General features: G+C 71.4%; 16 protein-coding genes. 9 read left to right on the plus strand and 7 right to left on the minus strand.

The genetic code is table 11. The annotated features are described in order from the left end of the window. Nucleotides 1-4: 4 nt before the first annotated feature. Together M5362_RS14375 and M5362_RS14380 are read right to left on the minus strand one after the other, a co-directional pair. Nucleotides 5-1,417 (minus strand): 4-hydroxyphenylacetate 3-hydroxylase family protein, encoded by a 1,413-nt coding sequence (locus tag M5362_RS14375; protein ID WP_260227888.1) that lies wholly within the window; start codon nucleotides 1,415-1,417, stop codon nucleotides 5-7. A gap of 143 nt (nucleotides 1,418-1,560) precedes the next feature. Beyond that, entirely contained in the window at nucleotides 1,561-2,541 is a 981-nt protein-coding gene (locus M5362_RS14380) for an AraC family transcriptional regulator (protein ID WP_260227889.1), read from the minus strand. 115 nt (nucleotides 2,542-2,656) lie between these two features. On the opposite strand from M5362_RS14380, the gene M5362_RS14385 reads away from it, so the two are divergent. The 5 genes from M5362_RS14385 (at nucleotide 2,657) to glgB (ending at nucleotide 11,640) form a co-directional block, all read left to right on the plus strand. Then, nucleotides 2,657-3,598: an SDR family oxidoreductase gene (locus tag M5362_RS14385; RefSeq protein ID WP_260227890.1), complete on the plus strand. Its 942-nt coding sequence runs from the start codon at nucleotides 2,657-2,659 to the stop codon at nucleotides 3,596-3,598. A gap of 352 nt (nucleotides 3,599-3,950) precedes the next feature. Continuing rightward, a complete protein-coding gene (locus tag M5362_RS14390; protein ID WP_260227891.1) occupies nucleotides 3,951-5,936 on the plus strand; it encodes an alpha-1,4-glucan--maltose-1-phosphate maltosyltransferase in 1,986 nt (661 codons plus the stop codon). Further along, a complete protein-coding gene (gene treS, locus M5362_RS14395; RefSeq protein ID WP_260227892.1) occupies nucleotides 5,933-7,642 on the plus strand; it encodes a maltose alpha-D-glucosyltransferase in 1,710 nt (569 codons plus the stop codon). The genes M5362_RS14390 and treS overlap by 4 nt, the downstream gene beginning before the upstream one ends. Nucleotides 7,643-7,883: 241 nt before the next feature. Next, nucleotides 7,884-9,233: a maltokinase gene (locus tag M5362_RS14400; RefSeq protein ID WP_260227893.1), complete on the plus strand. Its 1,350-nt coding sequence runs from the start codon at nucleotides 7,884-7,886 to the stop codon at nucleotides 9,231-9,233. Between the two features lie 136 nt (nucleotides 9,234-9,369). Next, on the plus strand, nucleotides 9,370-11,640 hold the full coding sequence (gene glgB, locus M5362_RS14405; protein WP_260227894.1) for a 1,4-alpha-glucan branching enzyme: 2,271 nt from the start codon (nucleotides 9,370-9,372) through the stop codon (nucleotides 11,638-11,640). 31 nt (nucleotides 11,641-11,671) lie between these two features. Here glgB and M5362_RS14410 read toward each other — a convergent pair whose 3' ends face one another. Continuing rightward, complete coding sequence (locus M5362_RS14410) at nucleotides 11,672-13,903, minus strand: UvrD-helicase domain-containing protein (RefSeq protein WP_260227895.1); 2,232 nt, start codon at nucleotides 13,901-13,903, stop codon at nucleotides 11,672-11,674. Between the two features lie 132 nt (nucleotides 13,904-14,035). On the opposite strand from M5362_RS14410, the gene M5362_RS33145 reads away from it, so the two are divergent. Both M5362_RS33145 and thrS read left to right on the plus strand, forming a co-directional pair. Then, entirely contained in the window at nucleotides 14,036-15,067 is a 1,032-nt protein-coding gene (locus tag M5362_RS33145; protein WP_308354873.1) for a DUF6817 domain-containing protein, read from the plus strand. Nucleotides 15,068-15,255: 188 nt separating this feature from the next. After that, nucleotides 15,256-16,476: a threonine--tRNA ligase gene (thrS, locus tag M5362_RS14425; protein ID WP_260227896.1), complete on the plus strand. Its 1,221-nt coding sequence runs from the start codon at nucleotides 15,256-15,258 to the stop codon at nucleotides 16,474-16,476. A gap of 19 nt (nucleotides 16,477-16,495) precedes the next feature. Here thrS and M5362_RS14430 read toward each other — a convergent pair whose 3' ends face one another. From M5362_RS14430 to M5362_RS14445, 4 genes are all read right to left on the minus strand, one after another. Further along, nucleotides 16,496-16,849, minus strand: a complete 354-nt coding sequence (locus M5362_RS14430) for a co-chaperone YbbN (RefSeq protein ID WP_261365935.1) — start codon at nucleotides 16,847-16,849, stop codon at nucleotides 16,496-16,498. Nucleotides 16,850-16,853: 4 nt separating this feature from the next. Continuing rightward, complete coding sequence (locus M5362_RS14435) at nucleotides 16,854-17,246, minus strand: MerR family transcriptional regulator (RefSeq protein ID WP_260227897.1); 393 nt, start codon at nucleotides 17,244-17,246, stop codon at nucleotides 16,854-16,856. Between the two features lie 43 nt (nucleotides 17,247-17,289). After that, nucleotides 17,290-18,150 carry a nitroreductase/quinone reductase family protein gene (locus tag M5362_RS14440; RefSeq protein WP_260227898.1) on the minus strand — a complete coding sequence of 287 codons (861 nt, stop codon included), beginning with the start codon at nucleotides 18,148-18,150 and terminating at the stop codon, nucleotides 17,290-17,292. Nucleotides 18,151-18,250: 100 nt separating this feature from the next. Continuing rightward, entirely contained in the window at nucleotides 18,251-18,784 is a 534-nt protein-coding gene (locus M5362_RS14445) for an Lrp/AsnC family transcriptional regulator (RefSeq protein ID WP_260227899.1), read from the minus strand. 44 nt (nucleotides 18,785-18,828) lie between these two features. Between M5362_RS14445 and M5362_RS14450 the strand changes: the two genes are divergently transcribed. Together M5362_RS14450 and M5362_RS14455 are read left to right on the plus strand one after the other, a co-directional pair. Then, entirely contained in the window at nucleotides 18,829-19,722 is an 894-nt protein-coding gene (locus M5362_RS14450) for an NAD-dependent epimerase/dehydratase family protein (protein ID WP_260227900.1), read from the plus strand. Then, nucleotides 19,722-20,681 carry an aldo/keto reductase gene (locus M5362_RS14455; RefSeq protein ID WP_260227901.1) on the plus strand — a complete coding sequence of 320 codons (960 nt, stop codon included), beginning with the start codon at nucleotides 19,722-19,724 and terminating at the stop codon, nucleotides 20,679-20,681. The genes M5362_RS14450 and M5362_RS14455 overlap by 1 nt, the downstream gene beginning before the upstream one ends. The last annotated feature ends 2 nt before the right edge of the window (nucleotides 20,682-20,683 follow it).

Genomic DNA, 20,683 nt, shown 5'->3' on the forward strand with positions numbered 1-20,683 from the left:
GCCGTCACTTCGTCGTGCCCAGGTCGTAGCTGTCCAGGCACGTCCGTGCCAGGCTCTCGCAGGCGTCCGCCGCCCCCGCCCAGGTCTGCATCGTGAGGTAGACGTGCGGGGCGCCCTGGTAGAAGCGTTCGTACTGTTCGTGGCGGCCGGCGAACTCCGAACCGAGCGCGTCCCAGGCGAGTTTGAGGAGCTTGAGCCGGTCCTCGGCCGGGTCGCCGGGCGTGCGGACGTACCGCTGGATCAGCGGTCCGAGCTCGGGGTGGAGCAGATCGCGGCCGCTCGCCGGGGTCTGGATGATCGCGCCGCCCGCGAGCAGCTTGATGTCCGCCACCGCCCGCGGGTACAGCTCGCCGGCCATGATGCGCTGCGCGAAGGAGATCTCCTGCCCGGGCCGTACCCCGCCCCGCCCGCCGGCGACCGGCTCCCACGACGCCTCCGCGCCGAGGACGAACGCCTTGGCCTGGGCGACCATGCCGAGGAGCCGGCCGATGGCCTGGGTGACCTGCGGTATCGCGTCGGTGCCGTGGGACCGGGCGATGAGGATCGCGAGGCCGGTGAGGAACTCCAGCTTGGTCCAGAAGCGGGTCGCCGACTGGTGGGTGAAGTTCAGATAGGCGGGCGTCCGCCACCACATCGCGGCCGTGGCGTCGACGTCCCGGTAGGTCAGTACGCGGTCCCACGGGACGAACACGTCGTCGCAGACGAGCAGCGCGTCGTTCTCGTCGTACCGCGAGGAGAGCGGGTGGTCGAAGACGGACCGCGCCTGCGCCTCGTAGGAGGTCCGGGAGACGAGCTTGAGACCGGGGGTGTCGAGCGGTACGGAGAAGGTCACCGCCCGCTCGACGTGGTCCGGGGCGAGCGGCTCGATCGTGCCGACCAGGATCTCGTCGGCGAAGACGGCGGCGGTGCCGATGGTCTTGGCCCCGCGCACGACGATCCCGCCGTCACGCTCCTCGACGACCCGCACGCCGTCGGTGGCCGGATCGGTGATGGTGAACGCGCCGTACAGCCCGCCCTCGGCGAGCCTGCGGTGGTACGCGAGCGCGTTCTCGCCCCCGGCGAAGGCCCCGCCGTCGAACACCTCGGGCGCGGCGGCGAACCCGGCCGCGCCGGACGCCATGTAGTCGGGGGTACGGCCGAGGAAGCCGTAACTGGCCTCCGCCCACACCTTGTACGCCCGGCGGCGCGCGATCAGCTCCTCGTAGGAGCGGGGCACGGCGTACGCGCGGTGGACCCCGCCGGACACGAGGTCCGGTGTGTGCGGGGAGTCGTGGGCGAGGTCGAAGAGCCCGGCGAAGGAGGCCGCGGTCGCCCGGAAGGCGGGGTGCGCGGTGACATCCTTGATCCGCTCCCCGTCGAGCCAGATCTCGCGCCCGTCGCGCAGCGCCTCCAGATACTCCTGCCCGGACCTCGTCACGGTGATATCGCCTCTCCTCGTGTGTCACGGCTGGTCGCCGGTCCCGAGCCTCCACGGCCCGGGACGCACGAGGCAATGAACGTCCGTCCAGCGGTCCTTAAGAACCGGCCAGTCTTCGGCCGTTCACGGGGCTTTTGTCCGGATCAGGCCGCGTGGCATATCCCGGATCGGTACTCCCCCGGCGTCATCCCGAACCATTTGCGGAACGCCAGGTGGAAGCCGACGGCGCTCTGGTAGCCGACGCGGGAGGGGACCGCGGACTGCGGGAGCGAGGTCTCGGCGAGCAGCCGGGCGGCCTCCTGCATCCGGCGGGAGGTGAGGTGCCGGGCCGGGGACTCGCCGACGAGTTCACGGAAGGCGGCGGTGAAGGCCGATCGGGACATGCCGACCTCGCGGGCGAGGGAGTCGATCGTCCAGGGCTGGGCGAAGCGGGTGGCGATCATCACCAGGGCCTGGCTGATGCCGGGATGACGCAGCAGGGGCAGCGAGGCCGGGTTGTCGGCGAGGTCGCGCAGCAGCGGTCGGAGCGCGAGGACGAGGGCCATCTCGAAGGCGCGCAGGGTGATGAGGCGGTCGCCGGGGCCCACGGGCCGGTCGGGCGAGGCGAGCAGCCGGAGGGTGTCGCGGAGCAGGGGTTCGCGGTCGACCTGGGCGCCGTCGAGGACGAGCGCCCAGGGCAGCGCGGTGTAGAGCCCGCTGGCGGCGCTGGCGTCGTAGTGGAGTCCGGCGCACAGCAGCCGGCTCTCGGCGCCGGTGCCGTCGATGCGGATCTCCCCGGAGGTGCCGGGTTTGCGCTCGGGGAGCACGGCCCTGAGAGGCACGCCCTGGCGGTCGGGCCGGTCGGAGAGCCGGTGGGCGGTGCCGGTGGGGAAGACGATCAGGTCGCCGGCGCGCAGCTCCAGCGGGGGCCGGCCGTCGCCGGTGATCCAGCAGCCGCCCTCGACGATGTAGTGGAGCACGGCACAGCTCTGCTCGGCGTCGCCCTCGATGGCCCAGGGCGCGCGGACGTGCCAGCGACTGTCGAAGACGCCCGTCAGGCGCAGCGGTTTGAGCAGTTCGCTCAGGAGGTCGTCGGCCTCGTCGTCCTCACGCCGGTCGTCACGGTCGGTTGCCACGGTGTCCATGGACGATCCTTCAACTTCCGCCCCGGTTTGTTAATTGAACGGTGTGAGCCGCCGCCGCCAGCCTGAGGAGACGTCACGGCAGCAGCCACACCCTATCGAAGGGCCTCTACGACACATGTCCAGTCAGATTCCGATGCGGGTCGCGGTCGTGGGCGCGACCGGTTTCCAGGGGGGCGCGATCGCGCGTCTGCTGGTCGAGCGCCACCACCGTGTGCGGACGCTCACCCGGCGGCCGGAGGGCGACCGTCCGCCGCTGCCCGGCGCCTCCTTCGTCGCGGGTGACCTGGCGAGACCCGCGAACGTACGGCGGCTCTTCGAGGGGACCACGCACGCCGTGGTGACGATGCCGCTGGTGTACGACCCGGAGCGGATACGCCGCTACGCGCGGAACGTGGCGCTCTCGGCCCTCGCGGCCGGAACCGTGCGCCTGGTCTTCAACGCCAACACCCGTGTTCCGCAGGGCCCGAACGCGGTGGCCGCGTTCGAGACCCGGCGGATCGCCGAGGAGGAGCTGCGGGGCAGCGGCGTCCCGCTGGTCGTCGTACGGCCGCCGGTCTACCTGGACAACCTGTTCTCTCCGTGGAACGGCCCCGCGCTGGTCAACGAGGGGATCCTGGCCTATCCGCTGCCGGCGTCCACGCCGACGGCCTGGCTGTCGCACCGGGATCTGGCGGAGGCGGTGCACGCGGCCCTGACCGGTGAGGGTCTGGAGGGCCGTGTCCTCGACATCGGCGGGGCGCGGTCCCTGACGGGCGACGAGCTGGCGGCAGCGTTCAGCCGCGGTCTCGGCCGTACGGTGCGGTATCTGCAGCTGCCGCCGGAGGTCTTCGAGCGCGGGCTCGCCCAGTTGCTCGGCCCGGAGACGGCGGCCGGTGTCGCGGGGATCTACCACCACATGGCGAGGGGGGCGGACCCGCTGCTCCTGGCGGCCGACGACGGGGCCTCGGCCCAGGCGCTCGGGGTGCGGGCGGCTCCGGTGGAGGAGTGGGTGACGCGCCAGCCGTGGCAGATGTGGTCCGGCGACGCGGAGGAACAGTCACCTTCCCCCCAAGGTTGACGCAACGTCACCACCGCCCGAAAGGCGCACCGGTCCCGTCGAGAACGGATCCGGCCCCGGAAAAGAGCCCTGACCGGCCCCGTCCTCCAAGGACGGGGCCGGTTCGCCGTGGGTACGGCCTCTTGCCTCCGCGCTTACGCCCGAGTAGTTAACAGAGCGCCGGATTGCTCACCGTGAGTGGGTGGAAGGCTCACCCGGTACACCCCCGTACGTACATCCCGTAGACCCGCCATCCGAGTGAACGCGGACAGGAGCGGCCATGCCCGCAACCCGCAAGCCGTCGACGGAGCTACAAAGAGCGCACCACCACCCGCACCCCCGTACCCCCTCAGGTGATGCTGTGAATCCGCTCATGGGACGCATTCCCGTTCTGGACGTCCGCCCGCTGGTCGACTGCGGTCGCCGCCCAGCGAAGGCGGTGGCAGGTGAGACCTTCGAGGTCACCGCCACCGTCTTCCGCGAGGGCCATGACGCCGTCGCCGCCAATGTCGTGCTGCGCGGCCCGTCCGGCCGTCCCGGCCCCTGGATCCCGATGCGTGAACTGGCCCCCGGTACCGACCGGTGGGGCGCCGAGGTCACGCCGGACGCCGAGGGCCTGTGGACGTACACCGTCGAGGCGTGGAGCGACCCGCTGGCGACCTGGCGGCATGCCGCGAAGATCAAGATCCCGGCCGGGATCGACTCCGAGCTCGTCCTCGCCGAGGGCGCGGAGCTGCACGAACGCGCCGCGAAGGGCGTCCCGAAGAAGGGCGGCGGGCGCGAGCGGATCCTGGCCGCCGCGGACGCGCTGCGCGACGACTCCCGGTCGGCCGCGGCCCGGCTCGCGGCGGCGCTCGCCCCGCAGGTGACCGCGACCCTGGAGCGGCACCCGCTGCGCGAACTGGTCAGCTCCTCCCCCGCGTTGCCGCTCCAGGTGGAGCGCGAACGGGCGCTGTTCGGCTCCTGGTACGAGTTCTTCCCGCGCTCGGAGGGCGTGAAGAAGGTCCGGGGCAGGACGGTCCCGGGCACCTTCCGTACCGCGGCGGAGCGACTTCCGGCCATTGCGGCGATGGGCTTCGACGTCGTCTATCTCCCGCCCATCCACCCCATCGGCACCACCCACCGCAAGGGCCCCAACAACGCGCTCTCGGCGAGCCCGAACGATGTCGGCGTGCCGTGGGCGATCGGCTCCCCGGAGGGCGGCCACGACGCGGTCCACCCGGATCTGGGCACGATCGAGGACTTCGACGCCTTCGTCGCCCGGGCCCGTGAACTGCGGCTGGAGATCGCGCTGGACTTCGCGCTGCAGTGCTCGCCGGACCACCCCTGGGTGGAGAAGCACCCCGAGTGGTTCCACCACCGCCCGGACGGCTCGATCGCCTACGCGGAGAACCCGCCGAAGAAGTACCAGGACATCTATCCGATCGCGTTCGACACGGACATGGACGGCCTCGTGGCCGAGACGGTCCGGGTGCTGCGGCACTGGATGGACCACGGCGTACGGATCTTCCGCGTCGACAACCCGCACACCAAGCCGGTCGTGTTCTGGGAGCGGGTCATCGGCGAGATCAACCGGGCCGACCCGGACGTGATCTTCCTGGCGGAGGCCTTCACCCGGCCCGCGATGATGCGCACGCTCGGCGCGATCGGCTTCCAGCAGTCGTACACGTACTTCACCTGGCGCAACACCAAGGCGGAGCTCACGGAGTACCTGACGGAGCTGTCCGGGGACGTGGCGGCGCAGATGCGCCCGAACTTCTTCGTGAACACCCCCGACATCCTGCACGCCTACCTCCAGCAGGGCGGACGGCCCGCCTTCGAGGTGCGCGCGGTGCTCGCCGCCACGCTCTCGCCGACCTGGGGCGTGTACGCCGGGTACGAGCTGTGCGAGGGCACCGCGCTCCGCCCGGGCAGCGAGGAGTACGCCGACTCGGAGAAGTACCAACTGCGGCCCCGCGACTGGGAGTCGGCGGAGCGCACGGGCGCCACGATCGCGCCCCTGATCACCACGCTCAACCGGGTCAGGCGCCGCCACCCGGCCCTGCGCCGGCTGCGGAACCTGCGTTTCCACACCACGGACAACGACGCGGTGATCGCGTACAGCAAGCGGTCGGGCTCGAACACCGTTCTGGTGGTCGCCAACCTCGATCCTCACCACACCCAGGAGGCCACGGTCTCGTTGGACATGCCGGAGCTCGGCCTCGACTGGCACGAGACCGTACCGGTGCGCGACGAGCTCACCGGCGAGACCTATCACTGGGGCAGGGCCAACTATGTGCGCCTCGAGCCGGGCGTCACGCCCGCGCACGTCTTCGCCCTGCGACCGTCCCCGTCGACCGGAGGGTCACCCACACCATGACTGTCAACGAACCCGTCCCCGACACCTTCGAGGACACGCCCGCAAAGGACCGTGACCCGGACTGGTTCAAGAGGGCCGTCTTCTACGAAGTGCTCGTGCGGTCCTTCCAGGACAGCAACGGGGACGGCGTAGGCGACCTCAAGGGCATCACGTCCCGGCTGGACTACCTGCAGTGGCTGGGCGTCGACTGCCTCTGGCTGCCGCCGTTCTTCAAGTCACCGCTGCGGGACGGCGGCTACGACGTCGCCGACTACACCTCGGTGCTGCCGGAGTTCGGCGACCTCGCCGACTTCGTGGAGTTCGTGGACGCGGCGCACCAGCGCGGCATGCGCGTGATCATCGACTTCGTCATGAACCACACGAGCGACGCGCACCCGTGGTTCCAGGAGTCGCGCGCCCACCCCGACGGGCCGTACGGCGACTACTACGTCTGGGCCGACGACGACAAGCAGTACCAGGACGCCCGGATCATCTTCGTCGACACGGAGACGTCGAACTGGACCTTCGACCCGGTGCGCAAGCAGTACTACTGGCACCGGTTCTTCTCCCACCAGCCGGATCTCAACTACGAGAACCCGGCGGTGCAGGAGGAGATCCTCTCCGCGCTGAAGTTCTGGCTGGACCTCGGCATCGACGGCTTCCGGCTGGACGCCGTGCCGTACCTGTACCAGCAGGAGGGGACCAACTGCGAGAACCTCCCGGCGACCCACACCTTCCTGAAGCGGGTCCGCAAGGAGATCGACGACCACTACCCGGACACGGTGCTGCTCGCCGAGGCGAACCAGTGGCCCGAGGACGTGGTCGACTACTTCGGGGACTTCCCCTCGGGCGGCGACGAGTGCCACATGGCGTTCCACTTCCCGGTGATGCCGCGGATCTTCATGGCGGTACGGCGGGAGTCGCGCACCCCGGTCTCGGAGATCCTGGCCAAGACCCCGGCGATCCCGGACGGCTGCCAGTGGGGCATCTTCCTGCGCAACCACGACGAGCTGACGCTCGAGATGGTCACGGACGAAGAGCGCGACTACATGTACGCCGAGTACGCCAAGGATCCCCGGATGCGGGCGAACATCGGCATCCGGCGGCGGCTCGCCCCGCTGCTCGACAACGACCGCAAGCAGATGGAGCTGTTCACCGCGCTGCTGTTCTCGCTGCCCGGTTCGCCGGTGCTGTACTACGGCGACGAGATCGGGATGGGCGACAACATCTGGCTCGGTGACCGGGACGGCGTGCGGACGCCGATGCAGTGGACGCCGGACAGGAACGCGGGTTTCTCGTCCTGCGATCCGGGCCGACTGACACTTCCGGCCATCATGGACCCGGTCCACGGCTACCAGGTGACCAATGTGGAGTCGGGGATGGCCTCGCCGTCTTCGCTGCTCCACTGGACGAAGCGGATGATCGAGATCCGTAAGCAGAACCACGCCTTCGGGCTCGGTTCGTACGCGGAGCTGCCCTCGTCCAACCCGGCCGTGCTCGCCTTCCTGCGGGAGTACGAGGACGATCTCGTGCTCTGCGTGAACAACTTCTCGCGGTTCGCGCAGCCCACGGAGCTGGACCTGCGGCAGTTCGACGGGGTCAGCCCTGTGGAGCTGATCGGCCAGGTGCGGTTCCCGGCGATCGGGCAGTGGCCGTATCTGCTGACCCTGGCGGGTCACGGCTTCTACTGGTTCCGCCTGAAGAAGCCCCGCTCGGCCAAGAGCTGACGCAAAATCGCCCAACTGCCCGGGGTGGGGCGGGTTTCCCCCGCGTCACCCTGGGCACTGTGTCCCACACACGGTCGATTCAGGTCCATACGGGCCTTCTTGTCGGGCCCATACGGATCTTCCCCTCCCGACACGTCCCGCACATCCGGACAGTCGAAGCCGCCATCCGGGACACTCTGCGCATTTGAACTCGATTCACGCGAACTCGAATCTGCGCCCCCCGGGGAAAGGACGCGATGCCATGCCGGAGACCGCATCCACCACCCGGGCCCCGGCCGCCCTCCTCCCGTCACTCGCTCCCCTGCTCCATGAATGGCTGCCCCGGCAGCGCTGGTTCGCGGGCAAGGGGCGCCGGGTCATCGGATTCACGCTGGAAGCGGCCACCGAGCTGCTGCCACTGGACGGTACGGGACCCGGGCTGCTGCATCTGCTGGTACGGGTCGAACAGCCGGGACGCCCGGCCGGGACACCCGCCGACTGCTACCAAGTGCTGCTGGGCGTACGGACCCAGCTGCCACCCCGCCTCGCCCCCGCCCTGATCGGGCGGATCAGGCAGGGGCCCCTGGCCGGCCGGGCGGTCTACGAAGGGCTGCGGGACCCGCGGCTCGCCGGGCTGCTCTACGAACGGCTGCGCACGCCGGGCCGGATCGGCCCGCTGACCTTCCACGGCTCAACCCCGCTGCCGCCCTCGCTGGCGCCCCGGATGCTGGACGCGGAGCAGTCCAACTCCTCGCTCGTGTACGGCGATACGTACATTCTGAAGATCTTCCGCAGGGTCAGCCCCGGGGTGAACCCGGATCTGGAGCTGCCGCTCGCGCTGGCCGGGGCCGGCTGCGCGCGGGTGCCGGCGCCGGTGGCCTGGTTCGAGTCGGGCGCGAGCACGCTCGGCGTCCTCCAGCCGTATCTGCGGGACTCGCGCGACGGATGGCGCCTCGCCCTCGACGCGCTGGCGGAGGGCCGGGAGTTCACGGACGAGGCGCACGCGCTCGGCCGGGCGACCGCCGAGGTGCACCTCGCGCTCGCGACGGCGCTGCCGACGGAGCGGCTGCGGCGGACGCAGACGGAGCACCTGGCCACGGAGATGGACCAGCGGCTGCACGCGGCCGCGCAGGCCGTACCGGCGCTGCTGCCGTACGTACCGGGGCTGCGGGCGGTCTTCGCGGCGGCGGGCGACGCGATGGGCGCGGGGCGGCTGCAGCGGATCCACGGCGATCTCCACCTGGGGCAGACCCTGCGGGCGACGGACGGCGGCTGGGCGGTGATCGACTTCGAGGGCGAGCCCGCGAAGCCGCTCGCCGAGCGCTGCCGGCCGCAGCCGGCGGTCCGCGACGTCGCGGGCATGCTCCGCTCCTTCGACTACGCGGCGCGCACGCACCGCCCGTGGAACCCGGAGTGGGCGTCCCGCTGCCGGGAGGCCTACTGCGCGGGCTACGCGGAGGCCTCCGGCAGGGACCCCCGCACGGACCCGGCTCTGCTGCGCGCCTACGAGACGGACAAGGCGGTCTACGAGGTCCTCTACGAGGCCCGCAACCGCCCGGACTGGCTCCCGGTCCCGATGGCGGCGATCGAACGCCTCGCGGGAGCGGAATGACCCCGGACCCCCGCCGTGGGCGCGCGCAGCCCGTTCGGCGGAGTGTCCTGTGCGGGACCCGCGCCGTTGCGGTTGCGTGGGAACCGGTGCATCTTCCTCGGCCCATCCTTCCGACACCCTCGCAGGAGGCATCCCCGTGACCGCCCGATCCGCTCGCAAGACGGCAGCGCCCCCGGCCAAGACGCCCGCACCCCGGGCCGCCCAGGAGGCCGTACGCAAGGCGCCGCCGCTCGATCCCGGGGACCGGGCGAGGCTGCTCGCCGGGGAGCACCACGATCCGCACGCGGTGCTCGGCGCGCACCCGGTCCGCGGCGGCGTCGCGATCCGGGTGCTGCGCCCGTACGCCCGCGAGGTCGCCGTCCTCGCCAAGGGCAAGCGCGTCGTCCTGCAGGACGACGGCGACGGCTTCTTCTCCGGGCTCCTGCCCCTGCTGCGCAAGATCCCCCCGTACGAGCTGCGCGTCCGCTACGACGGCGACGAGCTGCCCGTGGAGGACCCGTACCGCTTCCTGCCCGCCCTCGGCGAGCTGGACCTGCACCTCATCGGCGAGGGCCGGCACGAGGAGCTGTGGAAGGCGCTCGGCGCGCGGCCCATGGTCCACCAGGGCGTGGCCGGCACCCGCTTCACGGTCTGGGCTCCGAACGCGCGCGGCGTCCGCGTCACCGGCGACTTCACCCACTGGGACGGCACCGCGCTGCCGATGCGCTCCCTGGGCGCGACCGGTGTCTGGGAGCTGTTCGTGCCCGGGATCGGCGAGGGCGCGGTCTACAAGTTCGACATCGCCCGCCCCGACGGCTCCCACACGCTGCGCGCCGACCCGATGGCCCGCCGCACGGAGTGCCCGCCGAACACCGCCTCGATCGTCACCGACTCGTACCACGAGTGGTCCGACGCCTCGTGGATGGCGAGCCGCGGCGCCCGTCCGCACCACGAGGCCCCGCTCTCCGTCTACGAGCTCCACCTCCCGTCCTGGCGGCCGGGTCTGACGTACCGGCAGCTCGCCGAGCAGCTGCCCGGCTACGTCCGCGATCTCGGCTTCACGCACGTGGAGTTCATGGCCGTCGCCGAGCACCCCTTCAGCGGCTCCTGGGGCTACCAGGTCACCGGCTTCTACGCCCCGACCTCCCGCATGGGGACCCCCGACGACTTCAAGTACCTCGTCGACGCCCTGCACCGGGCCGGGATCGGCGTCCTGATGGACTGGGTGCCCGCGCACTTCCCGCGCGACGACTGGGCGCTCGCGGAGTTCGACGGCCGGCCGCTGTACGAGCACGAGGACCCGCGGCGCTCCGCCCACCCGGACTGGGGGACGCTGGAGTTCGACTACGGCCGCAAGGAGGTCCGGAACTTCCTGGTCGCCAACGCGGTCTACTGGTGCGAGGAGTTCCACCTCGACGGGCTGCGGGTGGACGCCGTCGCCTCGATGCTCTACCTCGACTACTCGCGCGAGAACGGCGAGTGGCTGCCGAACGAGTTCGGCGGGCGGGAGAACCTGGACGCGGTCGCCTTCCTCCAGGAGATGAACGCGACGGTGTACCGGCGCTGCCCGGGGGTCATCACCTTCGCCGAGGAGTCGACGGCCTGGGACGGCGTCACCCGGGCGACGGACCAGGTGGGCCCCGGCGGCTTCGGCGGTCTCGGCTTCGGCATGAAGTGGAACATGGGCTGGATGCACGACTCCCTCGGCTACGTCGCGAAGGAGCCGGTGCACCGGAAGTACCACCACAACGAGATGACGTTCTCGATGGTGTACGCGTACAGCGAGAACTACATCCTGCCGATCTCCCACGACGAGGTCGTGCACGGCAAGCAGGCCCTGGTCTCGAAGATGCCCGGCGACTGGTGGCAGCAGCGCGCCAACCACCGGGCGTACCTCGGATTCATGTGGGCGCACCCCGGCAAGCAACTCCTCTTCATGGGGCAGGAGTTCGCCCAGGGCGCGGAGTGGTCGGCCGAGCACGGCCCGGACTGGTGGCTGCTCGACCCGTCGTACGGCGCGGAGCCGGACCACCGGGGCGTGCGGGACCTGGTGCGCGATCTGAACACGGTGTACGGGCAGACCCCGGCGCTGTGGGAGCGGGACACCTCCCCCGAGGGCTTCCAGTGGGTGGTGGGGGACGCAGCGGAGGACAACGTCTTCGCCTTCCTCCGCTACGACGCCGAGGGGTCGCCGCTGCTCGCGGTCTGCAACTTCTCGCCCGTCGTGCGCCACGACTTCCGGCTCGGGGTCCCGGACGCGTTCGCGGCCTGGGCGGAGGTCCTGAACACGGACGCGGCCCGGTACGGCGGCGGCGACGTGGTGGGCACCGATCCGGTGAAGACCGAGTCGGTGCCGTCCCACGGCCGTACGTCGAGCGTACGGATGACGCTGCCGCCGCTGGCGACCGTGTGGCTCAGGCCCGCCTGACTCAGGCCTGCGTGATTCAGGCCTGCGTGATTCAGGCCTGCCTGATGACCCCCAGCCGCTGAGTGGCCCGGGTCAGCGCCACGTACAGGTCGTTGACGCCGTGCGTGGCGCCGGCCCGGATGCCGTCCGGGTCGACGACGAGGACCGTGTCGAACTCCAGGCCCTTGGCCTGGCGGGGGTCGAGGAGGACCACCGGCCGGGTCAGGTCGGGGGCCGGGCCGTACGAGGCCTCCGGGAGCGCCGCCGTCAGGGCCGGGTGGAGCTCCGGCGGGGCGATCACGGCGAGGCGGCCCTCCCGGTGCGCCTCGGCGGCGACCGCGTCGGCGGTCTCCTTCACGGGGTTCTCGACGGTCCGCTCCCAGGGCTCGACGCCCGTCGAGCGGACCGAGCGGGGCGGCTCGAAGCCCGGGTCGGTCGCGCGCCGGACGTCGGCGGCGACGGCCATGATCTCGGCGGGAGTGCGGTAGTTGACGCCCAGCCGTACGAGCTCCCAGCGGTCCTCCACGTACGGCGCGAGGATCTTCTCCCACGCCCCGACGCCCGCCGCGTCACCGGTCTGCGCGGGATCGCCGACCAGGGTCATCGACCGGTTCGGGCTGCGGCGCATCAGCAGCCGCCAGGCCATCGCCGAGAGCTCCTGCGCCTCGTCGACGATGATGTGGCCGAAGGCCCAGGTGCGGTCGGCGGCGGCGCGTTCGGCGGCGCTGCGGTGGTCGGCCTCCTCGTGCCGCTCGGCGAACCGCTCGGCGTCGATGATGTCGTGCGCGGCGAGGACCTCGGCGGCGTCCTTGTCCTGCTCCTCCTTGTCCTCGAACTCGTAGGTGCGCGAGGCGTAGGAGACGTCGAGGACGCCCTGCGCGTACTGGATCTGCTTCTCCCGCTCGGCCTCGGCCGCGGCACGGGCGGCGGAGTCGTCCACGCCGAGGAGTTCGGCGGCCTCGTCGAGCAGCGGTACGTCGGCGGGGGTCCAGGGGCCGTCCTCGCGCCGGATCGCGGCGGCGTCCTCCTCGGCGAGGTGCGTCGGCTCGGCGAGGTAGTCGGCGAGGAAGGACTCGGGAGTGAGGGGCGGCCACAGGGTGTCGACGGCCGCGTGGACGTCGGCGCTGCCCGCGATGCCCTTGGCGAGCAGGGCGAGGTCGTCGGGGCCGAGGAAGTTGGGGCCCCCGTAGGGGTCGGCACCGATGCGGTCGGCGAGCTGCTCGGCGAGGGCGTCGAGGATGTTGAAGACGAAGTAGGGGCGGGCGAGGTTGTGCGGCAGGGCCGTCTCGCGGGCCTTGTGGCGGGCTTCGAGGGCCATGTCCCAGTCGATCACCAGGTCGCCGTCGTCGTGCGGGACGATCAGCGGCTCACCGCGTTCGGGGACCTGCTGCCGGTCGCGTACCGCGTGGGCGAGCGCCTCGGCCATCGCGGCGGCGCCCTTGACGGCGGCGGCGCGCGGGGTGTCCGTACCGGTGGCGCGGACGCCGGGGAAGAGTTCGGCGGGGGTGGCGAGCAGGACGCCGGTCTCGCCGAGGGAGGGCAGGACGTTGCCGATGTAGCCGAGGAAGGCCGGGTTGGGGCCGACGATGAGGACGGCGCGCTTGGCGAGCTGCTCGCGGTGGGCGTAGAGGAGGTACGCGGCGCGGTGCAGGGCCACGGCGGTCTTGCCGGTGCCGGGGCCGCCCTCGACGACGAGCACGCCGCGGTGCGGCGAGCGGATGATGCGGTCCTGCTCGGCCTGGATGGTCTGCACGATGTCGTGCATGCGCCCGGTGCGGGCGGCGTCGAGCGAGGCGAGGAGCACCTCGTCGGCGTCCCGGTTCTCGTGCCCGGTGCGGGTCCCGTCGGCGAGGTCGAGGACCTCGTCGTGGAGTGCGGTCACCTCGCGGCCCTGGGTGGTGATGTGCCGGCGGCGGCTGAGGCCCATCGGCTCGTACCCGGTGGCGAGGTAGAACGGGCGGGCGACGTCGGCGCGCCAGTCGACCACGAGCGGGGTGCGGTTCGGGTCGTCCTCCCTGATGCCGATCCGGCCGATGTGGTGGTCGCGCCCGTCCCGGAAGACGAGCCGGCCGAAACAGAGCCCGGACTCCCCCGCGTTGAGGGCGCCGAGCAGCCCGGACTGTTCGGCGACCAGCACGTCCCGCTCGAGACGTCCCTGATTGCCGACCCAGGGCGTCTTGAGGGCCTGGCCGACGGCCGCCTCGGCCTGGTCCCTCAGGTCGTCGAGTCGTGCGTAGAGCTCGGTGATGAATTGCTGCTCTTTCCGAAATTCCTCGGTTGACAATTCGACTCCCGGCGCGATACAGTGCGTTTATTGAACTTCTCCGCGTCTTCTGCTGTGCGTGGACACGGAATCCAAGAATATACGCGAGAGACAACCCCGACTGCAATTCTAGTCGGGGTATTTTCATGTCTCATGGGGAGAGACACGGGGAATGACGCGGCACGCGATCTGCTGATCGCGCGGGGAGCGGACGGTCTGGAGCACCCGGGCGGCACGCTGCTCGCCCACCTGGACCGGGTCGAGGCCCGGCTGGCCGACTGGGACGCGCGGGACGAGCTCCGGCTCGCCGGCCTGTGCCACGCCTTCTACGGTACGGACGGCTTCGCCGGGCACCTGCTGCCGCTGGAGGAGCGGGGCGTCCTGGCGGCGGCGATCGGCGAGGAGGCCGAGGCGCTGGTGTACTTCTACGCGAGCTGCGACCGGGAATTCTCGTACGAGGGAGTCGGGAACGAGAACGGTCTCTTCCGGGACCGGTTCACGGGCGGGACGTTCACACCGACGGAGCGGCGGCGGAGGGATTTCGCCGAGCTGACGGCGGCGAACGAACTGGATGTGCTGCGGGAGAACCGGGAGCTGTGGTCCCGGCACGGTGGCGGGCTGCTGAAGCTGTTCACCCGGTGGCGGTCGCTGCTGAGCGAGCCGGCGTTCGAGGCCGCCCGCGAGCTGCTGACACTGCGGGGCGCGGAGCGTGAGGCGTTCCTACGGGGGCTGGAGCGGGGCGAGGTCCGCGCGGGTGTCGTCTCGCAGATCGAACGATTCGGCGCCTTCGTCGAACTGGGCGGCCTGGACGGCATGGTCAGTGTCGCCGAGCTGTCCTGGAGCCACGTCGACGCCATCTCGGACGTGGTGGGGGAAGGCCAGGAGGTCACCGTCGAGGTCCTGGACGTCGACATGGACCGGGAGAGGATCGCGCTCTCGCTCAAGGCCCTGGAGCCCGATCCGATGGCCGCGTTCGCCCGCGCCGGGTTCGCCGGGATCCGGGCCGGGACGGTCACCAGGGTCCTGCCCTTCGGGGTCTGCGTGAAGGTGGCCCCGGGCGTCGAGGGGCTCGTCCACGAGAAGGACCTCGGGGGCCTCGCCCCGCGTGAGGGGGACGAGCTCTCCGTCGAGGTCACCTCGGTCAACCTCGTCACGCGTCGCGTCGCACTCCGGCTCCGCGGATAACCCCGTGCGGCCCGGGGGCGGACCCGCTACCGTCGTCCGTATGAAGCGTGCCGCGGTCATCACGACGACGCCGGAGAGTGTCCCGGCGCGCTGACCGCTGTCTTTACGTCACGAAGCCCCGGGGCCGAGCGCCCCGGGGCTTCGTCGTTCCTCCGGTCGCTCGTCCCGGGCGACACCAGGAGGGCGACATGCACCACGACCACCGCAGGCTCGGCCGCGAGCTGGACCTGTTCGACACCGACCCGCTGATCGGGGCCGGACTGCCGTACTGGCTGCCCGACGGGGCCGCCGTACGGCACGCGCTCGAGGAGTACGTCCGCGAGGTCGAGCGGCGGGCCGGGTACCGGCACGTGTACTCGCCCGTCCTCGGGAAACGGGAGCTGTACGAGATCTCCGGGCACTGGGAGCACTACAGCGACGACATGTTCCCGCCCATGGAACTCGGCGGCGAGCAGGTCGTCCTGCGCCCCAGCCTCTGCCCCCACCACGCGGTGATCTACCGCTCCCGCCCCCACAGCTACCGCGACCTCCCGCTGCGCATGGCCGAGCTCGGGCCCATGTACCGGTCCGAACTCTCCGGTGTCCTCGGCGGGTTGACCCGGGTCCGGGCCATCCAGCTCAACGACGCACACATCTTCTGCGCCCTGGAGCAGGTCCGGGAGGAGGCAGCCGGGGCGCTGGAGCTGATCCGGAGGGCGTACGAGGCGATGGGCATCGTCCCCGCGCGGTACCGGCTCTCGCTCCCCGGGCCGGGCGGGAAGTACGTCGACGCCCCCGAGCTGTGGGAGCGCTCGGTCGCGCTCCTGGAGGAGGTTCTGGACGCCTCCGGGCTGCCGTACGAGTCCGCCGAGGGCGAGGCCGCGTTCTACGGGCCGAAGATCGACGTCCAGGTCGCGGACCGGGCCGGGCGTGAGTCCACCCTGTCCACCGTGCAGATCGACTTCCACCAGCCCGAGCGGTTCGACCTGCACCACATCGGCCCGGACGGCGCCAGGCACCGGCCGGTCATGATCCACCGCAGTGTCGTCGGCAGTGTGGAGCGGGCCGTCGCCCACCTCCTCGAACAGCACGGCGGCGCCTTCCCCGGCTGGCTCGCCCCCGTCCAGCTGGTCGTCCTTCCGGTCTCGGAGTCCGAGCGGGCCGTCGCCGAGGCGCTGGCCGCCCGATGCGTCGGACGCGGGCTGCGGGCCGAGGTGGCCGGGCCGGACCGGGGCAGCCTCGGTGCCCGCGTCCGGGCGGCCCGGCTCGTCCCGTACCAGGCGGTCGTGGGCGCGAAGGAGGCCGCGGACGGCCTGGTGGCGCTGCGGCTCCGCGACGGCCGCAGGCTCGACCCGCGGCCGGCCGACGAGGTCCTGCGACGGATCGAGGACCTGGTCGGCGCGTACAGCACCGCGCTGTGGGAGAGCTAGGACCTGTCGTCGAAACGGCCTAGACGACCGGGGCCGTCACGTCCTCCAGCTCCTGGCGGAGCCGTCGCTTCGGGCGGGCGCCCACCAGCGACTTCACGGGTTCGCCCGCCCGGAAGACCATCAGTGTGGGCGTCGCCAGGACGCCGTACCGGACCGTCGTCCCGGGATTGCGGTCCACGTCGATCCGGACGATCTTCAGCCGGCCGCGCTCCTCCTCCGCCAGCGCCTTCAGCACGGGCTCCAGCTGGCGGCAGGGGCCGCACCAGTCCGCCGTGAACTTCACCAGGACCGGGAGGTCCGCCTCCAGGACCTCGCTGTCGAACAGCGCGTCCGTCACGTCGGTCACCTCGGCCACATCAGTAACGTCGGTCATTCCGTCATCCTCCGAGTTCGCAGGTGGGTTCCGGGCCGCCCGGCAGCTCCGCCTCGGCCCGCAGCAGCTGGGCGGCGACCTGTGCGCGTACCGCCTGGAGCTGCTCGACGAGGCCGTCCAGCTCCGCGAGCTTGCGGCGGTACACGTCGAGCGAGGCGGGACACGCGTCCCCCGCCGGGTGGCCCGCCCGCAGGCACTCGACGAACGGCCTGGTCTCCTCCAGCTCGAACCCGAAGTCCTGCAGGGTCCTGATCTGCTGGAGGAGACGCAGGTCGTCCTCGTCGTACGTGCGGTAGCCGTTCTCCGTGCGCCGGGCTGCCAGAAGGCCACGGGACTCGTAGTAGCGCAGAGTCCGCGTGGTCGTTCCGGCCCGCCCGGCCAGCTCGCCGATTCGCATGTCCCCGAACGTACGCCTTGACGTCGGCGTCAAGGCAAAGGCCTCAGGTGGCGAGGGTGCGCAGGAGCGGGACGACCTGTTCCTCCTCGTACGCGAAGTGCTCCACCAGCTCCGTGTGGAGCCGGTCGAACTCCGCGCGCACCTGCTCGGGAGCGATCTCGTCGAGACGGGCCAGGAGGCCCGTCAGCTCGTCCAGGATCCGGGCGACCGTGCCGTGTTCGGCGTGCAGGCGCTCGAACGTCCCGGCCTTCTCCGGGAACTCCCGGGCCAGGTACGGGAAGAGGCCGGCGTCCTCGCCGCCGTGGTGGACGGCCATCGCCGAGCAGAAGGTCAGGCAGTGGCGCCGGAGCTCCACGGTGAGGTCGGGGGCGCCCGTGGCGGTGCGGGCGCCGATGCCCTCGCGGAGCGAGACGAGTTCGGCCCGGAGCCAGTCGTGGATCTTCACGAGCTCGTCGGCGAGCGCGTCGAGGCGGTCGGGCGGGGTGTAGGTGTCCTCGGGGATCCGGTGGAGGGCGACGACCGGGAGGATCCGGTCGGTGGCCCGCTGGTAGTCGGCGTAGCCGGGGGCGTCGGCGACGACCTTGGCGAAGAGTTCGTCGCGCTCGGCGCCGGTGGCGGCGACGGCCGTCGCCTGCCAGGTGTCCGTGCCCGTCTCGACGGTGACGGTGGGGTTCACCAGGATGTTGCGGTACCAGTCCGGGTGCCGGTCGGAGCCACCGGCGGAGCCGACGACCAGGATCCGTTCGCCGTCCGGCACGAAGCCGAGCGGGGTGGTGTGGGGTGCCCCGGACCGGGCGCCGGTGGTGGTGAGGAGAAGGAGCACCCATCCCTCGAAGGGGCCGCCGAGCCGGCCGGCGGTGGTGCGGAATTCGTCGATGATCCGAGCGTTGAAGTGGAGAGGCAAAGCCGTCCCTGCTGTCCTCTTGCCTCCATGCCTCCGCTTTCCAGCGCGGACCGGCACGCGACGCGAGTTCCTTCATCTCAACGGGACGGCGGGAGGGTTGTCAAGACCCGTTTCCGGCGCCGGGAGGAAGGAGGGGTCTGCGCTCGACCGGGGACGACAGGACGATCGAGGTGGTCGTCCGGCCGAGTGCGGAGGTCTGCTCCAGGACGTCTTCGAGGTGGACGGTGTCGGTGACGGCGACCTTGAGGATCCAGCAGTCCTCGCCGACGACGTGATGGACCTCCAGGACCTCCGGACGCGCCGTCAGCTCCAGCGTCCTGGGGTGCTTGAGCGTGTAGCCGCCGTGCGGGTCGACCCGGATGAAGGCCTGGATGCCGTAGCCGAGGCGGGCCGGGGAGACATGGGCGCCGTAGCCGGTGATCGCTCCGCAGGCCTCCAGTCTGCGCACCCGCTCGGTGACGGCCGCGGGGCTCAGCCGGACGCGTCGGCCGAGCTCGCTGAGCTTGATCCGTCCGTCGTCCTGGAGGAGCCGCAGAATCTGCCGGTCGATGGGGTCGAAGGCCCCCGCCGAGGTTTCGTCGGCGGCAGGGCGCAGATGCCGTGGTTCCTTCGGTGCGGCGGCCTGGACTCCCATGTTTCCCCCTTCAGCTGGCGAGCGCCCAACGTAACACTTGTGGCATGGACATTCTGATCATCGGCGGGAACCGCTATTTCGGAAAGCGACTGACGTCCCGTCTCCTGGAATCCGGGCATGCCGTGACGATTCTCAACCGGGGTTCTTCGGGTGTTCCGGAGGGCGTGGAACATCTTCTCGCCGACCGGAACGACGAGGCGGCTCTGGAAAGCGCGCTGGGCGGCCGGACTTTCGATGTCGTCATCGACCAGGTCTGCTACACCCCGCGCCAGGCGGCGACGGCGCGACGGGTTCTCGGACCGCGCACACGTCGCTATGTGATGACGTCGACGGTGGAGGTGTACGAGTACGAGGACAGGGCCGAGCCCGTACGGGAGGAGGCGGTGGACCCGCGTACCGTCGCCGTCGACCACGGCCTTCCCTGGGACGACCCGGAGTTCCTGGAGGCGCACTACGGAGAGGGAAAGCGGCAGGCGGAGGCGGTCTTCGCGGTCGAGCCGGCGTTCCCCTTCACGGCGGTGCGGGTCGCCCACGTACTGGGCGGCGAGGACGACTTCACCGGCCGGGTCGAGCACTACGCGCGCCGTGTCCGGGCGGGCGAGCCGATCGCCGTACCCCCGGTGAACCACCCGGCCACCTATGTGTATGTGGAGGAGATAGCCCGATTCCTGGCGTGGGCGGCGGAATCCTCCTTCACCGGTCCGGTCAACGCGCATTCCCACGGCCCGCTCACCACCGCCGAGATATGCGCGGAGATCGAGCGGCAGGTGGGTGGGCGGACCGTTTTCCAGGAGGTGGAGGTCGGCGAGGTGTCGCCGTTCTCCTTCGCCCGCTCGTACGGAATGGACAACTCCCGGGCGACGGCCCTCGGATTCACTTTCCGGCATTCCACGGAGTGGCTGTCACAGGCCCTTTCCGAGACGCTGGAGGCGCGCTGATGCGGTACCGCATGCTCGGAGACGTACGGGTCGGCGCGGTCGGCCTCGGGGCCATGCCGCTCTCCATCGAGGGGCACCCCGACGAGGCGCGCGCCCTGGCCACCGTCCACGCGGCGCTGGACGCGGGCGTGACGCTGCTCGACACGGCGGACTCCTACCACCCGCCGGGCGGTGAGCCCGGCGCGGGCGAGCTGCTGGTGGCGCGGGCGCTGGCCACGTACGGGGGTCGTGGCCGGGGCAGCGGCGGCGGGGCGGACGAGGTGCTGGTCGCGACGAAGGGCGGGCGCGGGCGGACCGCGGACGGCGGCTGGACGGTGGACGGGCGGCCGGAACATCTGCGGCGGGCGGCGCGGGCGTCGGCGCGGCGGCTCGGCGTGGAGGCGATCGGGCTGTACCACCTCCACAAGCCCGATCCTTCCGTCCCTTACGCCGAATCGCTGGGCGCGATACGGGAGTTGCTGGACGCGGGAACGATCCGGCTGGCGGGGATCTCGAACGTGGACGTCGACGGGATCCGGTTGGCTCGGGAGATCCTCGGCGAGCGGCTCGTCTCCGTGCAGAACCGGTACTCCCCGGCCGAGCGGGCGTCCGAGCCGGAGCTGCGGCTCTGCGCGGAGCTCGGTCTCGCGTTCCTGCCGTGGAGCCCGCTGGGCGGGATCTCGCGCAGCTCGCTGGACGGGGCGTCGGCCCTGGAGGCCGACCCGGAGTTCGGGGCCTTCCACCGGGTGGCGCGGGCGCGCGGGGTGAGCCCGCAGCGGGTGGCGCTCGCCTGGCTGCTCTCCCGTTCGGAGACGGTTCTCCCGATCCCGGGGGCGAGCCGGCCGGAGACCGTGCGGGATTCGGCGGCGGCTTCCGAACTCGTGCTGAATACACAGGAGTTGGCCGAGCTGGGGGTTCGAGAGACGAAGGCACCGCACCCATTGACGGGGTCGGTGTCTCCAACTACAAAAGCCTCCTGAGA

Source organism: Streptomyces sp. Je 1-79 (assembly GCF_025195125.1).
Lineage (GTDB): Bacteria > Actinomycetota > Actinomycetes > Streptomycetales > Streptomycetaceae > Streptomyces.